This is a genomic window from Bacillus sp. WC2507, assembly GCF_052656125.1.
The window spans coordinates 213,443-234,071 of sequence record NZ_JBQXPN010000003.1 but is presented as its reverse complement, the minus strand read 5'-3'; the positions used below and the strand labels follow the sequence as shown (position 1 = coordinate 234,071).

Below are 20,629 nucleotides of genomic sequence, written 5' to 3'. Positions count from 1 at the left end.
AATATAATTCCGTACATGATAATACATGTAAATAGTATCATATTGATTCAAATCGAAAACCAGGGAATCTTCCATATGAACCTGCAAATCCCCCAAAAATAAGGTGTTTATTTAAATGTTATGTACAAAAAAACGTAGGAATATTTAATTCCTACGTTTTTTATAAATTAATCAACTCCTTCACTATTACAATTCTTCTAATTCCTCAATTTCGGCTTTTCGCTTTAAAAATATTGCAATATCTTTATTCTCCCTTTCTATTAAACCAAGAGCATGTCTATCATTTAAAGCTAATTCTTTATAACCCCATATATATTCTATTGTTGTCGCTTTACTATGTTTATGATCCGCAAAATACCATTCTAAAGGTTGTAAAGGGTTCGATACTTCAAACAATTCCGCTGGGTACCATGAAGGCAAGTTTTCATTTTCACCCAAGATTAGATAGTCTAATGCTCCATTCAATGAATTAATACCATAAACCACATATTCCTTATCGGTTTCTAAATTTATAATAGAGTCTCGATTATATCCTTGATCTAATAAAACCTCTGAAAATGTATCTCCTGAATTTTTTATACATAGTACCTTTACATACAAGCTCCTATCAACAAAAAATTAATTTTTAAATTTAAAATCATTAAATTCGCCTGTTCTATTATTTTTAAAATAATGAATTGCTACAAGAGTTACATTATGCGCCATTTGCGCCTAGCCACCTTCTTTGGGTCAACAAGAATCTGTCATTGGTATTCTCGTTAGAACTATTCTTTGTGGATTTGAATTAATTTTTTTCATTGCAAGTCGTTCTTTTAATGTATTTGCAGTGCTTCTACCTGCGGAGCCTCTTCCTAATATTTCAACTTCATATTTTTTATTTTTTATAGCCTCTTCTAGTTCCTTTTCTTTTCAGGTTTGCGTATATTTCATGTCAAATTACAGAAGTGAGTCAGGTCACTCTAAATCGTAGATTAGAAGAACATGAATAATATTCTTTTTTGAATTGTAATTAAACCTCAGAGTGGCACCCCATACCCAGAATCATTTCCTTACCCAACAGAAGTTAATAAAACATGGTTAATTATTGCTTCACCGCTTTGGCTACAAGTGCTGCGTATGCTTCTGCACCTACTTTGGTTAAATGCACACCGTCAGGTGCAAAGTAGTCTTTCTTTCCAGCACTTGCTGCATACCAATCGACTAGAGTTACATTCGGATATTCAGATGCCGTTACTTTCAGTCTCTCATTCACGATTGATTCCCACGGACGTGGTACTCTCGTATTAATAAATATGATTTTACGTTCGTTTCCAATTACTTTTATTAATGAAACAAGTTGCTCAGTAGTAAAGGCTCCATTTGTACCTAATCCAATAATGACATAGTTTCCTAAATTCCCTTCATATTTTAACTGTTCAACTACCGGAATCGCTTTTGACAGCTGGCGACCAATTTGCGCATCAATCCTAATATCAGGAAAAGTATTTTTTAAATACGGAGTAATATCAATCATAACGGAATCACCTATCGCAGTAACCGTGAGTGAATTTTTAGGTTGCGCAGAATTTACTTCTCTTGATTCCCCTTGTTTTTGAGGCGTCTCTTGATTTGGATTTTCCCAAACTGCAACTGGATGTGGCGACGGTTGTGTTTGTGCTACTTCCACCTTATCTTGTTGAGAATTCTCCTTAGCCTTACTAGCTTTTGATAACCCTACGACTGCTATCGACGAAACGAATAATGTACAAATTAAAGCTAACTTAACACCTAAAGTGACATTTTGAATTCTTAAATTCTTAAACTGAATGTTCCGGAGCGCTCCTTCTCGGATTGGTTTTTCAATAAACTTCCATGAAATTTGCGCAATCAATATAATCAAAAGAAATTGAAGGATTGCTCTTATTAGTGAAAAATCCCCAGCATTTACCTTTGAAGTCGTCAATGTAAGAATTGGATAATGCCAGAGGTATATACCATACGATCTTATCCCTATCCAACGTAAAGGTCTAAATCGTAAAAATTGAGCAATACGACTAGCTGGATGAGCTAGATTTGCCACTAACAATGCTGTTGCAATTGATAAGAGAACCATTCCTCCCTTGTATAGAAATGGATCATATTGATTGGTCTTCCAAAACATAACCAAAATAATAATAAGGGCAATGCCCCCACTACATCAAGAATGAAACGCGCCTTTGGAATAATTTTATTTGCAAGCCTATTGCTTGGCCAAACTAAGGCAAGTACCGCTCCGATAAGTAAGGAAAAGGCCCTCGTATCTGTACCATAATATATTCTGCTTGGGTCAGCTCCAGGTTCATACAAAATTGCCATCGCTAAAGCTGAAGCAACGGCTCCCAGACAAATTAATAAAATCATACGGGATTGTTTTTTTATGTAGTAAAGCCCTAAACTAATGATAAACGGCCAAACAACATAGAATTGTTCCTCAACTGCTAACGACCAAAAATGATTCAATGGAGAAAGCTGGTTAAAATTATCAAAGTACGATAATTTATGATAAATATACCACCAGTTACTAACATAAAATAATGCCGCTAATGAATCTCCGCGCATTTTTTCAAGTAAAGAGCTATGAAACATCGTAATCCATGCCAACGTTATAACGAGCATAACAAGCATTCCCAGAAGCAATCTTCTTGCCCTACTAAGCCAGAATTTTTTTAAATCAATTCTCTTATTTCTCTTCCACTCTATCGCTAGAATATCTGTAATTAAATAACCTGAAAGTACAAAAAATACAGTAACTCCTAAAAACCCTCCAGGCATCCAATTAAAATTAATATGATACAAAATAACACCTAGTATAGCTAGACCCCTTAGACTGTCCAACCCAACCATATAACGACTATTTTTTTTAAAAGGTTTAGTCATCCTACATTCACCTCTATTTCTTGGAAATTAGGTTAATAATAACGGCATAAAATGCTATTAATCCCCTAAAATCGTATAAGCTAAACTATTACAAACATCTTTTTGTAAGGCTCTTCTTTTATCTTTACATGCACAGTAATTAATACTTTAACACGTTATCTGGCTCTGTTGTGAAAATTTTTAAGCTAGATGTTCTTGTTTCTCTTCCGAAAAAGAGGAATATAATATGTAACGTATATTTGAACATTTCCCTGCAAAATAACGTTATAAAGAAGGGCTACTGGTTATGAGCAGCCCCTTTTTTACCTTACTTCACATATACATATGTTTCATTTGAAACCACATTTTATGTCTTGCCCTTACTGTCGTGTATTTTATATTGCAGCGAACCTTGCATCAGAACAATATGTGTTCTAGTGCAAGGTTTTTTTAACTAGAATAAATTCTGGGAAAGCAAATAAGGAACATGACAGATGTGATATTTTAAAGAAAAATAGTTTAAGAAAAATAATAGTAGCCATTTGCTACTATTATTTTTTTCTTTAAGTTATCGTAATATGCCTGAAATTCTAAAGGGACGTGGTATGTCAATTCATCTAACAACCATTATGTGCTGAGTTCGTGAATGCGGAAATTTCCTTCGTGATTTTTGAAAAATAAAACAAAAAAGAAAAACTATCTTTGAAAATGGATGAAACCTACATAAATGTTAACTAATCTATGTACGAATTCCTTTGCTTTAGCTAGGTGTTATAGGAAATAAGGAGCCATATGCCGGTCAATTTTTCAATTAACTTGGTGTCTAGTTTAGTGTACCATCTCCAATTAATGCGTTTTTTGGGGTTCAGTTCATTATATTTTCTACTTTGTCTTTATACACAACATATTCTTTTCCATCCACTACTGCTACCACCGCAAATTCATCATTTGGATTGAATGAAAGCCAGTCAGCCCACATGCTTGTATTAGCCCCTCCACTCCACATATGATGAACAGTGTTTTTAGTTAAATTCATAACTTTATAAGACGCATTTGGTGCATTTGTTCCAGTCTTTATTTCAAAAGTGTATGCGTTATGGATTTTTTTATAAAAGTAAAAAACGTTTGATGGACGAAGTAGATTCATAAAATCTTTTTCTTTCTTCTCTGCAATTTTTATGCCTTCTAGTAATGTGACAACATCTGCTCTTAATGTTTTCCAACTGTCTTTAGCTGAATTCAAGTTAGACTTTAAAAATTTATATCTATTTTGATCAGCTTTTTCATCAGCTTTATCAATATGCCCCATTACGCCCGAATATTGAGAGTCTAAATCATCCCATTGTGTGGACATATAAGTAAGAGCAGTAATAGCACTATCAATCGTACTATGCATATCACTAATATTATGAAATGCAACTCCGACTACACGATTTAATGTAATTTTATAATCTACAGTTTTACGTAATTCTGCTAAAGCTGGCTCTAATCGACCTAAATTATCTCTAGCAGTACCTATCATTATGCCACCAGAAATAAGCGTGGGGATAAAAGGGACTTTCACCATTATGAACCCATCAGATTCTAATTTCTTATAATAGTTTACTTGTCCTAAAACTTCATCTAAACGCTTTTGATCAGTCTCTACATCAGCTCCTTGGTTTTTTAAAATCGATTGCAAGGTCTCTTTATGGCTTCCAAATACTCTAACATCTTCTCCAATAGCGTTTTTAAATTTAGTTAATTCTTCTATTAGTGCTTTTGCAGACTTTTGGTTTCGTTGAATCCCCACCCTTAAATCTGTAATCCCCTTTTTTAAAGTATCCCCATTTCCATTATTGATCGCCTCTACTAATGTTTCATAATAATTTTCAAACTTTGTATCGTATTCAATAATGCCGGTCAATGTATCTAAAAGCTGTTTTTTTACTTTTGTATTCCATGTAACAGCATGTGCTCTTGCATTCTTTTGATCCTGTACAATTTTACTAGGTAAATCTGCATACCCATTAATAGAAATTCCTTCAAAACTCACATCCGGATTCTTAATTAGCAAATAAGAATATTCATTCATAGCCTTTGCAAATAACCCAGCATCTTGCACAGTTTTTTTCATCTTTTCTTCATTTGCTGAAAGAGACATATCTCCAGTGTTCGTTTGTTCAGTTTCAATTGCAAAGGTTGCTACTGGTGCGACTGCATAGGTAGTTGTCATAATTAAAAATGCTGATACAGCCAGTATTTTATAAGGTTTTTTTTTCATCTTTTCTTATTCCTCCTGTATAGAGTATGATTTCAAGTCCTATTCTTATTAAAAGACGATGTTGTTGCATAGATTCGATATTATTAAGCAAATCTATATAACCTGTCCCCTATTGATTAATTCTGTTACAAATTTTTAAAAACAAGTAAACTACATGACTAACTTTTTATTTGGATAAAACTCATATATAAGTGAAAGGCGAAGTCTTTAATGAGACTCCGCCTTTTTAACATATAAGGATTTGTTAATTATTGCTTTACTGTTTAACAGTGTAATCATAGACTCTCTATGTTACGGGTCACTTTGCAGCAGAATAAATATTTCCCTATTTTTGTGGAGTAACAGTTTCCACTTTTAATTCCTTTATCCCCTCTTTTAATGTAACCGCATCTGTTCTTAATGTTTTCCAACTGTCTTTCGCTGCATTTAAATTAGGTTTTAAGAATTTAAATTTATTTTGATCCGCTTTTTGAGCTGCATTCTCAATATGCCCTAGAACGCCCGAATATTGAGAATCTAAATCATGCCACTGCGTTGACATATAAGTAAGAGCGTTAATAGCATCATCAAGCGCCTTGTGCATTTCATTAATATTACTATAAGCAACTCCAACTACACGATTTAATGTTACTTTATAATCCACGGTCTGACGTAATTCTGCTAATAAAGGCTCTAACTTACCTAAGTTGTCTCTTGCTACTCCCACTATAATACCGCCAATTATTGGTAGACCCAAAATAGCACCCTTCATTACATTAAACCCATCAGATTCTAGTTGTTTATAATAGTTTACTGATCCTAATACTTCTTCTAGACGCTTTTGATCTGCATCAACATCTGCACCTTGGTTTTTTAGAATCGACTGCAAAAGATCTTTATTGCCTCCAAATGCTCTAACATCTTGTCCAATAGAGTCTCTTAATTTAGTTAATTCTTCTATTAATTGTTGTGCGTACTTTTGGTTTTGTTGAATTTCACCTCGTAAATCTGTAATTCCTTCTTTTAAAGTTTCTCCATCCCCTGTATTAATCGCCTCAACCAATGTTTCATAATAATTGTCGAACGTTGTATCATATTCAACAATACCAGTCAATGTATCTAAAAGCTGTTTTTTTACTTTCGTGTCCCAAGTAACAGCATGTGCTCTTGCATTCTTTTGATCTTGTACGATTCTACCAGGTAAATCTACATATCCATTAATAGTAATTCCTTCAAAATTTACATCAGGATTCTTAATTAGCATATAAGAATAGGCATTCATAGATTTTGCAAATAATCCAGCCTTTTGCAAGGTCTCTTTCATTCTCGCTTCATTTGCAGAAAGAGCCGTATCTCCATTGTTCGTTTGTTCAATTTCACTTGCAAAAGTTGCTACTGGTGAGACTACAGAAGTTGCTGTCATAGTTAATAGAGCAGATGCAACGATCAGTTTGTACGGGATATTTTTCATCATTTTATATTCCTCCAATATAATTTTTTATTTTCAGTTCTATTCCTGTTTAAAAGCGATGTCTTTTGAAATGAATTCTGCATCTTTATGAATATCATTCCAACTTTCTTTAGCAGCTTTTAAATCATCCGGTATTAAAGAGAATTTGTGGTCTTGCATAGAATCGATATTATCCAGTAAATCTGTATAATTTGCGCCCATTGTATTCCATTGCTTTTGAATATTTGTTAGAGACAATATCGCTTGATCTACAGTCTGGTATAGATATGCCAATGTTTCTTTCGCGTTAGTAAGCGAAAGAACTGCTTGATTAGCACGATCTGCTTTCATACTTAATTCTCCGATTTTGTTAGAAATTTCGTTATAGGAGTCCATATGCTTAGATGCCGTGACACCAGCTGCAGTTCCTAGACCGATACCAGCTGCTCCAAGAGCTGAAAGTCCACCAACAACAGCCGGTGTTGCTGTACCACCAGTTACAACAATTACAACTGCTCCTCCAATAGCTGCAATAACTAAAATAGCTGCTCCCAATCCACCACCAATTGACCATGCTAATACATCATCAAAATGTTTTTTCTGAGTAGAACGAAGTTGCTCAATTTCAGCTTGAAGTTGTGGAATCGTTGCCTGTTGACCTGCTAATATTGCAGTTAATCCACCTTTCCCATCTGGACCACCAACATTATTTTTAAAATCTGTAGAATTTTGATATAGTTTCCCTTTGAAGTCTTGTAGCATCTTAATTACATCTGTAACCTCTTTTGAATTTGTATTAATTGTTGTAATTAAATCATTTATGCCCTCTTTTAGACCTGCCTTATCTTTCTTTTGTACAGTATCTACTAATGTGTCGTAATAATTTTGAAATTGTTCATCGTAATTTACAATATTACGAGCTGTTTTTTGAATCTGTGGCTTCGCTGTATCTAACCAATAATTCGCATTGATTCGTGACAGTTCTTGATTAAGATGAATATTTTTGAGCAACTCTCCTCCTTCTGATCCTAAATCGATATTAGATAAATTTACATTCGGTTGCTTAATCATTGTTTTTGCGTACAAATCCATTACAAGAATATGAGACCCTGTTTCAGCCAATGCTTTCTTCAGTCCTTCAGGACCTAAAGCATAATTGCCTACTTTTTGTTCTTGAGCGGTCGTTTCTTGTGCAAACGCATGAATAGTGTTACCAGTAGTAGCAGTTATAACCGTTGCCAAAGTGGCTAAAGTTAGCACTTTGAATGGGAATTTTTTCATAACTATTCTCCTTCTTTCGCTAGATTCTTAGAATCTTTATATTTTTTCAAAAAACGTAATATTAAAATTTATATACCTGTTCTTCAAGGTAACTTATTACATTTTTTAATTGTCTTAATGTATCTTTTTGAGACTGCTCGTTAGTTGCATCAACATTAATAGATAATTTTGTAATGTTATTTTTTATTAGATCCAAATCTGCTTTATAGCGCTTTAGTAGGTCAAGTTCTACATCTACTTGGTTTGCAAACGTATGCAAATCATTTTGTGAAAGAAGAAGCATTGATTTTTGTAAATCTGCTATTGATAGTTTCGTTGTTAAATCATATATTTTTTGGTTTTGTTTCTCTAAGTCATCTAAATATGCTCGCTGCTCTGCTGTTAGTTTATTTACTTCTGCGAAGACACCAAATGTTTTCTTAATTTTTTCAGTATCAATGGCTTTCATCAGGTCATATTCTTGCGTTTTTGCGGCTGCAGCTGCAGCTATTTCACCTTGTTTGCTTTTCTCAATTGCTTCACGAGCTGCTTTTTTGGCCGATTCAATTTCTAGAGCAGTTTTACCTTGTTCTGTCGCTTCTTGCGCTGCTTTTTTCTCAGCTTCTAGAATAGAGTTGTTAATTTCTTTTCCTTTGTTATACGCTGCCATCCCTGCTTGAGCAGCCGGTTCAATAATCTCTTTTGAAAGACTATAAACTTCTTTGAATATAGCAAATCCCTGTTCATTTAAAGCTCCTGGTATTAATGCAATTTGTTGTAAATCATTTTGAATTGCTTTTTTGGTATTTAATATTTCATTTTTTAACTGATCTATTTTTCCTGTTCCCTCTGTACCTAATATGCCTTGCGCAGTTGCCACATCAGTATCGAAATCTTTTAATTTTTTATCAAGCTGTAATTTAAGATCAGTTAACTCATTAATTTGTCGTTGCGCATTTTCTTGATTCGTCATAGCCATTTCTTGAAGTACTTCAAGTCTATCCAAAAAACCTTCTCTATCTTCATTATTGTCTACATACGATTTTAATGTCGGATAATAGCTATTAAATTTCGTTACAAATCCTTTGCTTTTTGAATTTAATAGAATTAACTGTGGATAGAGTTCCGATGACCATTCTTTCATATCTTGTTTGATTAGAAATTGATTTGTATTTAAAGCTGGGACTTCCTCTAGCTGTACATTAGGACTCATTAAAGATTGATCAATATACGTTTGGATTAATTTAGATTGCGCACCTAATTTTCGTAATGATGAAGAAATATCCATGTTTTCCTGTTGAGTTTCTGCTTGAGCGATTGGTGTTGCCAGAGTATTGATAGGAATAGTTGCTCCAGTTACAATGGATGTTATTAAAAATCCTGTCATTATTTTATTTTTCATTCCGTACACTCCTTTACCATTTTTTTTTTATAACTTGATTCATATAACTGTACAACCTAGCTCTAGGCTCTCTGCTTACACACGCCTGAGGAAGAAGAGGTCTTTCATATAGGATGTTATCGTTATTATTTACTTCTAATAGAATCTAAGGATTTTACTTCCCTCTCATTTAGCTCTATTTTTCAAATAATAAACGATAAAAATTCATCAGCTATATTTGAATTAGCTGCCCAATGAATAGTAAAATACTTCCCCCCCTAGAGCTGCTGTTTAACTTACAGAACCATGAAGATAGATAAACCATTGAATCCAGGGTTAATCCTGTCATGACTTTTTTTAATATCAATTTCATAATAGGGTTTTTAGTTTTTTCAACAAGAGCCTTACAAGACTACAAAAGATGAACTTATACTGTACATTGCTTATACTTATATTGCGGAATTAATTCAATTTTGCTATGTAGAAACTTAAAACCCTATTTTTTAAAAATAATACTTTTGAGATTCTACATCCGTCAAAAATAAACTGATTATTAAGAAAATTAATCGCAACATACTTTACTTGCAAATTTATTAACCTCTATTAGTTCGCTCTTCTCCTTTCTGTGTGGTCATACCAGTTATGATGTTCATTAAAACATTAAATTTCTGATGCGTAAATAGCGAAATTTTGTCGATTGAGCTCGATAGTTTAACTGTTAAGTAAAAATATGCGCTAAAAAAATTATATAGATATAATTAATTGGAAATTGCATCTCTGTAATTGTAATGATTACAAATTAAAGTGTATACGGTTAATAAATAACCATTTTAGCTCAACGGAGCAATTTCATTTTAAAAAAAATACTTATAGAATAATTTAATAGGTTTTTTTATACTTTTTTACCTTTATTTAGTTATGTATAATTGCATATAATATAGATATATCAAGTGATATATGTTATATTGTTAAACTTTATGTAATAGTCCCTAATATCACCATTATTAAATACTCAACATGCCAACCACTTTAATACTTAACATGAAGATATCAATCTATAAACTTATCCCTTGTTATAACTATAGTTTTTAAAATTTAAAAAAGCCGCAAAGCTTTCTCGAAAAGAACCTTTGCAGCCTTCTGTTTTTTTGTCTCCTGAGAAAAATAATGGATAGTGTACTCTATAAATTAACAACATGTTATAAATCTTACCCATGTCTTTTAGCTTCACTAAATGTTTCATAGATTCTTCAAGATCTATTTGAATACATATTCCTTTTCTAGATCAATCACATACCCTTTCTAGAGTAAAATAAACAGTATGCTCAATTTTTTGAGTTACTTGAGCGTATATTAAAGTTTTTTCACAAGAAACTGATACTAAGCTCATATTACTGTATATTTTTCACGATACTGTCTAGGTGTCATGTTAGTTGATTTTTTGAAAACCCTTGTAAAATAGCTTTGGTCGTTAAAATTAAGCCAAGCACAAATATCTGATAATGGATATGTAGTAAGTGTTAATAATTTTTTTGCTTCTTCAACTCGTTCCCTTTGAATAAATTCACTTAAAGGAATTCCTACTTCTTTTTTAAATAATTTAGATAAATAAGTAGGCGTAATATCCAAATGATTAGCGAGTTCATTGAGTGATATTCCATCGTATACATTTTTACTAATATGGTTCATACATGTAGTAACCGCATTTGAAAATTTTTGCGCATTGAATTCTTTCACTCGATCTGCAAAAGTACGTAAAGCATCTCCTGACAATCGCCTTACAGAGTCCACGTTATCTAGTTGTTCCATGGTTTGGATATACAAAATACTAAGTGCAAAAGCAATGTCTGGTGGGAGATTACCTTCTATCGCATATCGAGTAGCTAAAGTAATCGCAATAATCCCATGGTTTTTTTGGTTTCTAAGTGGATCCGCTGTTAAAATTAATTCAGTATCTTCCTGCGAAACTGCATACATATATTGCAACAACTTCTTTTTATTTCCCTCTTTGATTGCTGAAAAATAATTATGTACTAATGCCATGTTGTGAGTTTTTGGTTTATTTTGTTGACGTTTTAAAATATATAGATCGGGTTCCACAATTTTATAGGGAACTTCCTCTAACACTTTATTTTTTTCTAAAACAATATTAACATCTAACTTTTCATTGAAAATCATGTAATGCAATAAAATCCCCATATCAATTAAAGCATTTTTTTTTGCCTCAGGTAGGGATTGATAATAAGTTAGTCTTTCTTGAATATTAATATTTGAGTTAAATTCTTTTCGAAGTTTAAATGTCACATCATCTGATCCCTTTGGATGTATAGTTGGGCCAATAATTATAGTCCCTTTTATATAATCATGATTTTCTATATGAATTAGGATAAAATTTTCAAGATAACTGTTACATCTGAAAAGGGGCAAATTATCGGGATCATTTTCTTGATAAATGTCACTAAGATGTTCTTCTTTAGAAGAATAAAAAGGACTACAAATATCATCAGAAGTAGACTGATATAAGATTTTTTTGTCTGTGGATAAAATGTGAACGGGTACATTAAAGGCTTTATGTGCGAGATCACACAAGTGTTGTATATCGATAGAATTATTCATTACCTTCTCCTTTTAAATAGATTAACTAATAAATTTTTACATCTTCACGGTATAAATTCATAAATTATTTTCCGTCAGGTATAACTCTCGACAAAATATTACTATAAAATATCAAAATAGTACAATTCACGACAAAATATTACTATATTTTTTTTATAAAAATCATATAATATTTAATTGTAATTAGCATTTAAATATCAGAGTAGCGTAGATAAGATAAGTAAATGAAATAAGCGAGGATCTTTTCTTAATTTTACAAAATTTAATCATAGAACTTGAAAAAACAGTGGTAGTCTATGCGAGGACCAAGCTGAAAAAAAGATTCAAATATGGCTAAAGTAACATGAGATACTGTACCATCGCAAGAAACAACAGTCAAAATTTGAATTCAATTACATGTACAAATTGAATTCAAAAAATGGATAATGCTAAATTCAATGTAAAACTGAAAAATTACTGTGTTTCAGATTTTAGACAAAAATAACAAAAAGTCGGGAAATTAACAACAGAGGAAAATGATAAGGATATTTATGAACCACTATGCTTTGAAAGTACAAGCTAGAGGAAATTCAAGTATCAAACAGATACATGTTACTTAAAGATTTAATTGAGAGAAAGGTCTTTTCATCAGTACAAAAATAAAAATAGAAAACACAAAAACAGAATGGAATATTTAAAATACTGGTGATATAGGGACAACTATTTTTATCTAATTGGTACTATATTACTAGTCGCAACATTAGTTTTACTTCCCACCAAAAAGGAAGAAATATATAGATTTTAAAAATACTAGGAATAGCAGCCGGGATAGAACAGCTGAATAACCTATTTATTGGTTGTTCATCTTTGTATTATTAGTCTTTATATTACCTAGTTTTATTATTACATCACATATACTTATTATTAAATTTTCAAATACAATAGCTGTTAATTAACAAAAACAACATCCATAATTAAGGTGCACAGTAAATTGACCTCAAAAAAATTCTTAAGTGACATATCTTTAAATCCATTTAAATATTAAGTATACTTTGTACACTACTTTTTATAAATTGATATATATACCCCTCTTAATTCCTCACTTTATTTTTAATTAAGAATCAAATTATTTATGAATGAAATTGTATTATATTGGCTTAAATGTTATGGAATTAAAATTACGAATAATAACAAAACGGTTTTAAACAGCCTTACACTAATCGTATCGAATTTATTTTATACTGATACCTATAATATTAACTAATCCATAAAAGGTTGTTACAAAGCAATCTGAGGGTCTGTTTTTCAACTTCAAAATTTATTTTTTGAAGTTTTTGTAAATAAAAGGAAGAAGAATCCATTTGCACATGAATTCTTCTTATTTACTGCTTTAACTTAGTGTAATCTGTATTGACCTGTTAATTGTTCTTCAGCCATTCGAACTAAACGTTTTGTAATTTCTCCACCGACAGATCCATTTACACGTGATGATGTATCAGGTCCTAATGTGACTCCTAATTCACGAGCAATTTCATACTTCATTTGCTCGATAGCACTTGCAGCAGCAGAAACAAGAATTTCATTTGTATTACTTTCGTGTCTTTGAATATTCATAATTGCACCTCCATTATATTTGTATATAACTTGTGCCTAATTATGATATTTATGCATGAGTAACCTAGTTTCTTCTAGTATTTTTAGGGGAACCCTTTTTCTTTCTCTCTTTCCCATATTCCACTAATTGAATTTGAAACACATCTGAATCCTTAATTCCTAAAACATTCGTTTCTTCTATAAATGAACGCCAGGACTCTACTTTTCTTGATTTTTCTTGACTATTTCTTAATGTGTAGATATTTGAGTACTCTATAATTAATCCTCCTCAAAAGTTAAATAATGTACATTGCATTTCAGTATAAAAATAAAACCGCCTGTAAGAACGGTTTCTCTTTTCGTTATTTTTTTATGGCTCTACGCTTTTTTATTTAATATATTTTATGTTACGTATGCCTAGACGAATTGACGCGAAGATAAGGTAAATCATTATAATGACGTAGACTACTAACCAACTCGTATAAATATATGTACCCTGAAATCCATTTTCAGTAATCTAGTTAGTGATCCACATTCCACCAAAATAAACTGGGATTGTTAACAAGCTTACGTCTTTACGATCTGTTGCAAGATAAATCATTAGAAATAGAAAAGCAAGTGCCCCTATCGTACTAACATTTTCAAAAACCATTATCGGAAATCACCCACTTTATGATTAATAATATAACAAGTGTTAATTTCTTACCCCTTCCGTGGATAACTCGTTTCGCGGTTTTCATAACTACCAATCCTTGGGGTAAGTATATCAAATACCAAGGTAAATTTCCCCAATAAGTATGATGTCTACTTAACAGTTTCTTCTTCGGCCAGTAATAGAATACTAATTTTTATTGCAACATATCCGCAAAGGAAGTACCTACATTATTCTTTCGCTTCATATGCTTCTCTAAATAGATTTTTGTTGTTTGAATATTTTCATGCCCAAGCGTTTGCATTAAATTATATAAATCCGCATTTCCTTGTTCAACTGCCATGATTGCAAAAGCATGACGGAATGTATGCGCCGTTACAGGATTTTCACGATACTGCAGAAACTCTAAATTGGTCTTTTTTATCATATCTGTTACCTGGTTCGATAACGTTTTTGAATTATAAAAGTTCCCTCTTTGATTTACAAATAAAGGACTTTCATCTCCTCGGTCCAATACAGTTTGGAACCCTCTTCTTCTTCTCATTTCACAAATACACTCATATAAATGTTCAGAAATGAAAAGTTCACGTACTTTACTTCCTTTACCTATAACTTTTAACCAGTGCTTTCCGTCATAATGTAAGTCTTTAACCCTTGTTGTACATAATTCTTGAATTCTTGCACCGGTACTTGCCAGAGCTAGTAAAATTGTATAGTTTACTAAATGGCCTTTTTCTTTATAAAACCCTAAAATTTTCATAACTTCCTCATAGGATAGGTCCCGATTCGGCCGATCCTGTTCATTTACATTTGCACGCTGCAGTTCTTCATGAAGAGGTCTTTCAATATAAGCAAATACATGAAGGTGTTTAAAAAAAGAACGAATCAATACAGATTTTTTTGCAAGTGTTGCGACCGCGTACGTATCCCCATTCCTACCGTTCTCTACCTGCTTCAACCAAGCATTATATTTACGAATATGCCAAGGCTGTAATGTTTTTAACAGAGAGTCATTTTGTTGTACTTCTTCCCCATTCAATTCAAATTCTTCTGCATGCTGCACCATGCACTGACAAAATGACAAGATTTCGGACACATAACTCTTTTTCGTATCCTCTTTTCTATTCTTCTTTTCATCCATATCTTTTTGTAAATGTACAAAATGATAAATGACTTCTATATCACTTAAATACGTATATTTACTCTTTCCCTCTTTTTCTGCAACCTCCATCTTCTCTTCCACTTTATCTATATAACGATTGTTATGCAGAAATGGAATGATTCCACTTATATTCTCTACATATGTATCCATATACTTACTTTGATTGTTTATAATAGGTACATTTTCTTCTATATTGTTATTACCCATAATTCGAATTCACCTCTCCTATTGAAGATTACGAATATAATTCTCTTTATTAACTATACTTATTATTTTATTTTACTTATATCCATTATACAAATAATAAATCACTTTCTTTCTGTAAGAATACTATATTCTTCTCTATTTAGATATACATATAATTTCTAATAATTTTTTACTAAATAGATAAACATTTAGCATAATTTTATACAATTTTATAAAACATCTATATATAAATAAACATTAAATTTTATGTAAAATTTAAGTAAAGTTATAATTCACTATAACATATTGGTATAATGATATTTTATTTTATATTTAAATCTTATTTTATATCTAATTAAAAATCTGATATGATATATACATACTTTATGAATTATAGAGAGTAAATAAGGAGGTAAACTTTCATGACACAAGATTTACTGTTTATTACAAAACCTACAGTAACAACAAAAGAAGCAGCAGATTTAATGGGAGTTACCGTTCAGACCATTCTAAAGAAAGAAAAAGAAGGTCTTATAGAATGTGTATATAAAGATAATTGGAAGCAATTCGGAAGTAAAATATTCTATTTAGAAGATATTGAACGGTTAATAAATAAAGATGAAATAAAAGGATTAAGTACAAAAAAAGCAGCAGAAATTCTAAACGTAGCACCCTCTACAATCTTTACATATATTAAATCCGGGAAATTAACAGCCACAATGGTAGAAAAGCTGGGTAAACAAGTATATATCATTAATGAAGAAGAACTAAAAAATTTCCAGCTTAATTACGAAAAAACTACAACAAAAGAACGTAAAACATTCATTACTAAGATTCAAGATACAGACATTTATTTGTATCAATTATTGATACATCGACATACAGAAAAAAAAGCTAGGGTAATAGAAATTAATGGATCCGATGGAAAGGTTCTTACAGAGGATGAAGAAATTTTCTCATTATCAGCTTATAAAGAACATAATTATTCCCTTGAACCCTTCAAAAAACACACAGTGATTACGAAGCGAGGGTATTTATCTTTTACATTTAAAAAGCCTCAATTATTTAATTCTATTACTTATAATCTAATAAATTTATTTTATAAAGAGCTTGGTGTCACAAATATGCGATTGACTTCTACACAAGATACCATCAGGTTGGAAATTAAACCATTTGTTTTACAGGTAGAGCCATTACAATTCCAAGAAGAGATTAAGTATTTACACTCACATATGATGTCAGGCTCAATACTCCCCCATGTTGAAGGTATTTATTTTAAAAGTAAAGTAGAGCCATTAACCTTTCATGCAGATCATGACTTTAAACAGAAAGTAATTAAAATGGCTTCAGAATCTGGTATGGGGCAAGAAGAGTTTTTATTACAAGCAGTAAGGTCTTATATTGAAAAATTTTGAACTTTATTTACGTTAACATCCTTAATGGCTATATGATTCTAATTTTAAAATATAGATACCGTTTTGTTTCACCCTGATGGTCACATAGCTTGCATTGAGTATGACAAAAGTGATAACTGTCAAGATTCCGAAATAATCATCAGTTATAATAATAAAGCTTAATAGTCAAACTACTCCCCACTCAAAATGCTCACGGACTGTTTCAAGTGGGGATAGTTCAAATATTATAAAAAGAGCAATTCCTAGTAAGTACTCTCTCACAAAAAAATATTGGTAGTTGCATTTACAACCAGTCTATACACCATTCTTTTTTTAGATAGATTCGCAAATAGATTCATTTAACATTCACATGACTATTAAATAATTTATTACAATCATCACTAAATATAAGGACCTTTCAGTTGTATTTCACATTATTTTTAGACTTTATTTGTTGCTATAATGTCTGTTTTAAATTTATTATCATGTGCCTTATATTAAATATGCATAATTACATAATTATTCTTTATATAACAATATTGTAATTTACATTTATAACCTGTAAAATACAGGATGTTAAATAAATTACATAGGAATTGTAAATATGAAAAAATTTATGAGCATGTTAGCTATGTGTTTCGCACTTACACTAGCGTTTTTACCATCTATTTCAAAGGCGGATTCTTCCCCATTACGAAGTGTTAGCATTAGTGCTGTAGGCGATAATAACAAAATGTATAGTGCAAGTTTTTACTTATCTATTCCTGTTCTTAAAGGCGATTACCTTTATGTGAAAGTTAGTGAAGTAGGTACACCAGATTCATATTCTGAGGCTTTAACTGTTAATGGTATTAGATATACGGGAAGTTCTTTAGACGAAGTTAGTTCTTATTCTGGTCCATTCGGATCTGAAAAAACATTTAGATTACGTATCAAAGATTCTTACATCTTTTCAAACACATCAAATTCAACAAGTACTATAACCTTTGAAGCTAGAGTTCCTTTCTCAATGCAAGTATTATCTAAAACCATATCGGTTCATGTAGAATAACTTATAACATTATTATTAATAAAAAATACATCCCTATAAGGATGTATTTTTTATTTAATAGAAACATAATTCTAATTTTCAATAATTTATGTGGCAAATCAATGTTTTGTAAATCTTGTTATCCGAGATAAAATTATTGCCGTAATCAAGATAATAATAGCGGTTATTAAGCCAGATTCTCCAATCCAAATCTCTGACTTATGTCCTGTACTTGCACGTGCGAAAGGTCCTTGTATGATGGCATTCCAAGTGGTATGGATGATAACCGAAGGCCAAACGCTACCTGTGATAAGTCGTAAATAAGCTGTAATATAACTGAATGGCACAATACAAAAATAGATGCCAAGTACTGAAAGTAGGACAGATGATCCCTCTACATATAGACCAGCAATAACAATTGGAACATGCCACGTTGCCCAAATCAATCCACTAATAAGGATGGGCCGTGAAAACTCTGCATCGACTAGCCTTGTGAGCATATAACCTCGCCATCCCATTTCTTCTCCCAAAGCTGGGATTAAGCCAAGCAAACTTCCGAAAATGCCGCTCAATACTACTAGATAAATGAAACTGAATGGTGCCGTTACATACTGAAGTCCAAGCATATTGTAGATTGGTTCTAACATACCACCTTCGGGATGCTGAAACCCCGCAATTCCGCTCAACCAGGCGATAGAATAAGTAATTCCGCAAATAATCATAGGGATTAGCAGAGCAAAACCAATCCCCTTCCATATCTTTAAGTTACCGAGACTAAAAGATACATCTTTAAACCCTTCTTTCAGTATTATGCGAGTCAAAATAGAAGATAATGCTGGGGTAAACATATATACCACAATAAGCGGCATACTTTTCGTAATTATTACTACTACATTTAGGATAATAGAAGTAATGATTAAGATACTCAGAAAGAGTTGAAGTCCTATTTTAGCACGTTGGATTTTATCTTTATTGTGGAACGATTTTGCGTGTAATCTCATTGTAATCCGCCCTTCCCTTTTCATTCACTTGTTTATCGAATTTACTTCTTGTCATTTCTAAAGACACAACTTAGAATAAAAATATTTTTGTATACAGATTCATTCATCTTTAAAATCCCTCCCAAATTCATAATCTAGTTTTACTTGCGACTCATCCATGCAATTATTATTTATAAGTTGTCATAACCGATAGTACAAAAGTGTAATGATTAGCATATGACCTGTGTCAATTAACCTTATGACAATATGTAACTAGAAAATATGATATGGAATAAATAACAATTGAATTAAGGCAATTGATTCGTGAAAGTACAATGAATCAATCTTGCTTTTACAAATAATTCAATTGAGGTGGAAAAAATGAATAAGAAAAGAATAATTGCAATGGTTAGTACAGCTTTATTAGTCACAGGATGTGGAGAAGTAGGAAACGCTCAAACAGTAGCTGTCGAAAATTCAGGTCAATCAATCCAAAAAAATATAGTTAAATCAATACAATCACAGGCTTACCCATTAAAAACGATAGAGCCGTCAAAATCATTTGAGGATTTAAAACCACTTAAGAAAATGATTGGGAGTGCACAATATGTAGGATTAGGAGAGAATACTCATGGAAGCTCTGAAATTTTCACTATGAAGTTTCGACTTGTGAAATATTTGGTTACTGAGATGGGTTTTACAAATTTCACAATGGAAGAAGATTGGGGAAACGGCTTAAAACTAAATGAATATATCCAAACAGGAAAAGGAAACCCTAGGGAATTTTTAAACTTGTTATATCCTACTGATGAAATTATAGCCATGATTGAGTGGATGAAAGATTATAATGCCGATCCATCCAATAAAAAAAAGATCCAATTTATTGGGCTCGACTTAAAGGAATTGGACCAAGGTTGCTTTAATAAAGTAATTGATTATGTAAGGCTGCATCGACCAGATTTGCTGGCAGAAGTAGAAGAAAATTATAAAGAATTGTCGGCTTTTAATGGAAGTACACAGGGATATATGGACCTTGCTCCTGAAATAAAAGAAAAGTTCAAAGCAAACGCTGAGAGAGTAGCCCAATTACTAAAAGATGAGAATAAACAAACCAACACAGAAATAGTTTCACCCGAGTATATCTGGGCGAAAGCAACGGCAAGTGCAATAGAGAAATTTACCACAATGCTAATTCCTAACGACTATCCAAGTATGTTAAAGCTACATGAGCAATACTTGGCCGATCATGCAATGTGGGCACAAGAGACATTGGGTGGTAAAACGATGGTATGGGGACACAATATTCATATCGCTAAAGGAATTATCGATGAGAAATTATACCCTTATGTTGCGGGGCAATTTTTGAAGGAACGTTTAGACACTAATTATGTCACAATTGGTAGTACAACTACGGAGGGAAATTTCACCTTATACAGCGAATATGATCCTTCTACTGGAGGTAAGATTACAACGCGCGCGATTCCACAAAATGTAAATAGTTTTAACTATACCCTTGGAAAAGTACCATATAACATGTTTTTATTGGATAACCGTCACCTTAAAGGACAAGCAGAGAAATGGGTTAAAGCAAAAAGACCATTACTAAGTATAGGGGGACAAATATTCCCAAACGAATCGGCATACTTTGATAAATCATTGCTTGAGCAATTTGATATTATTTTTCACATTCGAAAAACAAGTCCATCTCATATTAAATAAAAGTACAAAACAATCCCTTCTTGCATCTGCAAGAACGGGATTGTTTTATGGTGATTAATATAAGCATCTTTTTTAACCAGAAGTAGGTTACTCTCCCCTTTTTAGCATTAT

The 20,629-nt window shown here is 32.0% G+C and carries 16 protein-coding genes and 1 pseudogene; 4 read left to right on the top strand and 13 right to left on the bottom strand.

Translation table 11 applies throughout. The features are described 5' to 3' along the window. Positions 1–186: 186 nt before the first annotated feature. The 3 genes from ACUN28_RS29040 to ACUN28_RS29030 form a co-directional block, all read right to left on the bottom strand. Complete coding sequence (locus tag ACUN28_RS29040) at positions 187–600, bottom strand: hypothetical protein (protein WP_016089703.1); 414 nt, start codon at positions 598–600, stop codon at positions 187–189. 481 nt (positions 601–1,081) lie between these two features. After that, positions 1,082–2,092 carry an acyltransferase family protein gene (locus ACUN28_RS29035; protein WP_445423468.1) on the bottom strand — a complete coding sequence of 337 codons (1,011 nt, stop codon included), beginning with the start codon at positions 2,090–2,092 and terminating at the stop codon, positions 1,082–1,084. Then, positions 2,059–2,895 (bottom strand): acyltransferase family protein, encoded by an 837-nt coding sequence (locus ACUN28_RS29030; RefSeq protein ID WP_445423467.1) that lies wholly within the window; start codon positions 2,893–2,895, stop codon positions 2,059–2,061. The genes ACUN28_RS29035 and ACUN28_RS29030 overlap by 34 nt, the downstream gene beginning before the upstream one ends. A gap of 480 nt (positions 2,896–3,375) precedes the next feature. Here ACUN28_RS29030 and ACUN28_RS29025 point away from each other — a divergent pair. Then, positions 3,376–3,506: pseudogene (locus ACUN28_RS29025) on the top strand (IS6 family transposase); the annotation flags it as partial. A 233-nt stretch (positions 3,507–3,739) separates the two neighbouring features. Here ACUN28_RS29025 and hblB read toward each other — a convergent pair. The 9 genes from hblB to ACUN28_RS28980 form a co-directional block, all read right to left on the bottom strand. Continuing rightward, positions 3,740–5,137: a hemolysin BL regulatory component HblB gene (hblB, locus tag ACUN28_RS29020; RefSeq protein WP_445423466.1), complete on the bottom strand. Its 1,398-nt coding sequence runs from the start codon at positions 5,135–5,137 to the stop codon at positions 3,740–3,742. A 325-nt stretch (positions 5,138–5,462) separates the two neighbouring features. Next, a complete protein-coding gene (gene hblA / locus ACUN28_RS29015; RefSeq protein WP_000977258.1) occupies positions 5,463–6,590 on the bottom strand; it encodes a hemolysin BL binding component B in 1,128 nt (375 codons plus the stop codon). Positions 6,591–6,626: 36 nt separating this feature from the next. Beyond that, complete coding sequence (hblD, locus tag ACUN28_RS29010; protein ID WP_000714431.1) at positions 6,627–7,847, bottom strand: hemolytic enterotoxin HBL lytic component L1; 1,221 nt, start codon at positions 7,845–7,847, stop codon at positions 6,627–6,629. A gap of 61 nt (positions 7,848–7,908) precedes the next feature. Beyond that, positions 7,909–9,228 carry a hemolysin BL lytic component L2 gene (gene hblC / locus ACUN28_RS29005; RefSeq protein ID WP_098560577.1) on the bottom strand — a complete coding sequence of 440 codons (1,320 nt, stop codon included), beginning with the start codon at positions 9,226–9,228 and terminating at the stop codon, positions 7,909–7,911. A gap of 1,365 nt (positions 9,229–10,593) precedes the next feature. After that, positions 10,594–11,823, bottom strand: a complete 1,230-nt coding sequence (locus ACUN28_RS29000) for a helix-turn-helix domain-containing protein (protein WP_098560576.1) — start codon at positions 11,821–11,823, stop codon at positions 10,594–10,596. 1,374 nt (positions 11,824–13,197) lie between these two features. Next, positions 13,198–13,416, bottom strand: a complete 219-nt coding sequence (locus ACUN28_RS28995; protein ID WP_016136332.1) for an alpha/beta-type small acid-soluble spore protein — start codon at positions 13,414–13,416, stop codon at positions 13,198–13,200. Positions 13,417–13,480: 64 nt separating this feature from the next. Beyond that, positions 13,481–13,675, bottom strand: coding sequence for a hypothetical protein (locus ACUN28_RS28990; protein WP_074651339.1), 195 nt, complete (start codon positions 13,673–13,675; stop codon positions 13,481–13,483). A 237-nt stretch (positions 13,676–13,912) separates the two neighbouring features. Continuing rightward, a complete protein-coding gene (locus ACUN28_RS28985; RefSeq protein ID WP_255290077.1) occupies positions 13,913–14,047 on the bottom strand; it encodes a hypothetical protein in 135 nt (44 codons plus the stop codon). A gap of 196 nt (positions 14,048–14,243) precedes the next feature. After that, positions 14,244–15,416 (bottom strand): tyrosine-type recombinase/integrase, encoded by a 1,173-nt coding sequence (locus ACUN28_RS28980; RefSeq protein ID WP_016089711.1) that lies wholly within the window; start codon positions 15,414–15,416, stop codon positions 14,244–14,246. Positions 15,417–15,817: 401 nt separating this feature from the next. Between ACUN28_RS28980 and ACUN28_RS28975 the strand changes: the two genes are divergently transcribed. Both ACUN28_RS28975 and ACUN28_RS28970 read left to right on the top strand, forming a co-directional pair. Then, positions 15,818–16,810: a helix-turn-helix domain-containing protein gene (locus tag ACUN28_RS28975; RefSeq protein WP_016089712.1), complete on the top strand. Its 993-nt coding sequence runs from the start codon at positions 15,818–15,820 to the stop codon at positions 16,808–16,810. A 583-nt stretch (positions 16,811–17,393) separates the two neighbouring features. Next, the gene (locus tag ACUN28_RS28970) at positions 17,394–17,840 is read left to right on the top strand and encodes a hypothetical protein (RefSeq protein WP_016089713.1); all 447 of its coding nucleotides are present in this window, start codon (positions 17,394–17,396) and stop codon (positions 17,838–17,840) included. 98 nt (positions 17,841–17,938) lie between these two features. Here the strand turns inward: ACUN28_RS28970 and ACUN28_RS28965 are convergent, their stop codons facing one another. Beyond that, positions 17,939–18,820, bottom strand: a complete 882-nt coding sequence (locus ACUN28_RS28965; protein ID WP_016089714.1) for a CPBP family intramembrane glutamic endopeptidase — start codon at positions 18,818–18,820, stop codon at positions 17,939–17,941. A 360-nt stretch (positions 18,821–19,180) separates the two neighbouring features. Between ACUN28_RS28965 and ACUN28_RS28960 the strand changes: the two genes are divergently transcribed. Next, positions 19,181–20,518: an erythromycin esterase family protein gene (locus ACUN28_RS28960; protein ID WP_016089715.1), complete on the top strand. Its 1,338-nt coding sequence runs from the start codon at positions 19,181–19,183 to the stop codon at positions 20,516–20,518. Positions 20,519–20,629 lie beyond the last annotated feature (111 nt).

What these genes read in the sequence shown, in the direction of transcription:
- ACUN28_RS29035 (WP_445423468.1), bottom strand. Translation starts at nt 2,092, where the DNA reads ATGGTTCTCTTATCAATTGCAACAGCATTGTTAGTGGCAAATCTAGCT.
- ACUN28_RS29030 (WP_445423467.1), bottom strand. Translation starts at nt 2,895, where the DNA reads ATGACTAAACCTTTTAAAAAAAATAGTCGTTATATGGTTGGGTTGGAC.
- hblB (WP_445423466.1), bottom strand. Translation starts at nt 5,137, where the DNA reads ATGAAAAAAAAACCTTATAAAATACTGGCTGTATCAGCATTTTTAATT.
- hblA (WP_000977258.1), bottom strand. Translation starts at nt 6,590, where the DNA reads ATGATGAAAAATATCCCGTACAAACTGATCGTTGCATCTGCTCTATTA.
- hblD (WP_000714431.1), bottom strand. Translation starts at nt 7,847, where the DNA reads ATGAAAAAATTCCCATTCAAAGTGCTAACTTTAGCCACTTTGGCAACG.
- hblC (WP_098560577.1), bottom strand. Translation starts at nt 9,228, where the DNA reads ATGAAAAATAAAATAATGACAGGATTTTTAATAACATCCATTGTAACT.
- ACUN28_RS29000 (WP_098560576.1), bottom strand. Translation starts at nt 11,823, where the DNA reads ATGAATAATTCTATCGATATACAACACTTGTGTGATCTCGCACATAAA.
- ACUN28_RS28995 (WP_016136332.1), bottom strand. Translation starts at nt 13,416, where the DNA reads ATGAATATTCAAAGACACGAAAGTAATACAAATGAAATTCTTGTTTCT.
- ACUN28_RS28985 (WP_255290077.1), bottom strand. Translation starts at nt 14,047, where the DNA reads ATGGTTTTTGAAAATGTTAGTACGATAGGGGCACTTGCTTTTCTATTT.
- ACUN28_RS28980 (WP_016089711.1), bottom strand. Translation starts at nt 15,416, where the DNA reads ATGGGTAATAACAATATAGAAGAAAATGTACCTATTATAAACAATCAA.
- ACUN28_RS28975 (WP_016089712.1), top strand. Translation starts at nt 15,818, where the DNA reads ATGACACAAGATTTACTGTTTATTACAAAACCTACAGTAACAACAAAA.
- ACUN28_RS28970 (WP_016089713.1), top strand. Translation starts at nt 17,394, where the DNA reads ATGAAAAAATTTATGAGCATGTTAGCTATGTGTTTCGCACTTACACTA.
- ACUN28_RS28965 (WP_016089714.1), bottom strand. Translation starts at nt 18,820, where the DNA reads ATGAGATTACACGCAAAATCGTTCCACAATAAAGATAAAATCCAACGT.
- ACUN28_RS28960 (WP_016089715.1), top strand. Translation starts at nt 19,181, where the DNA reads ATGAATAAGAAAAGAATAATTGCAATGGTTAGTACAGCTTTATTAGTC.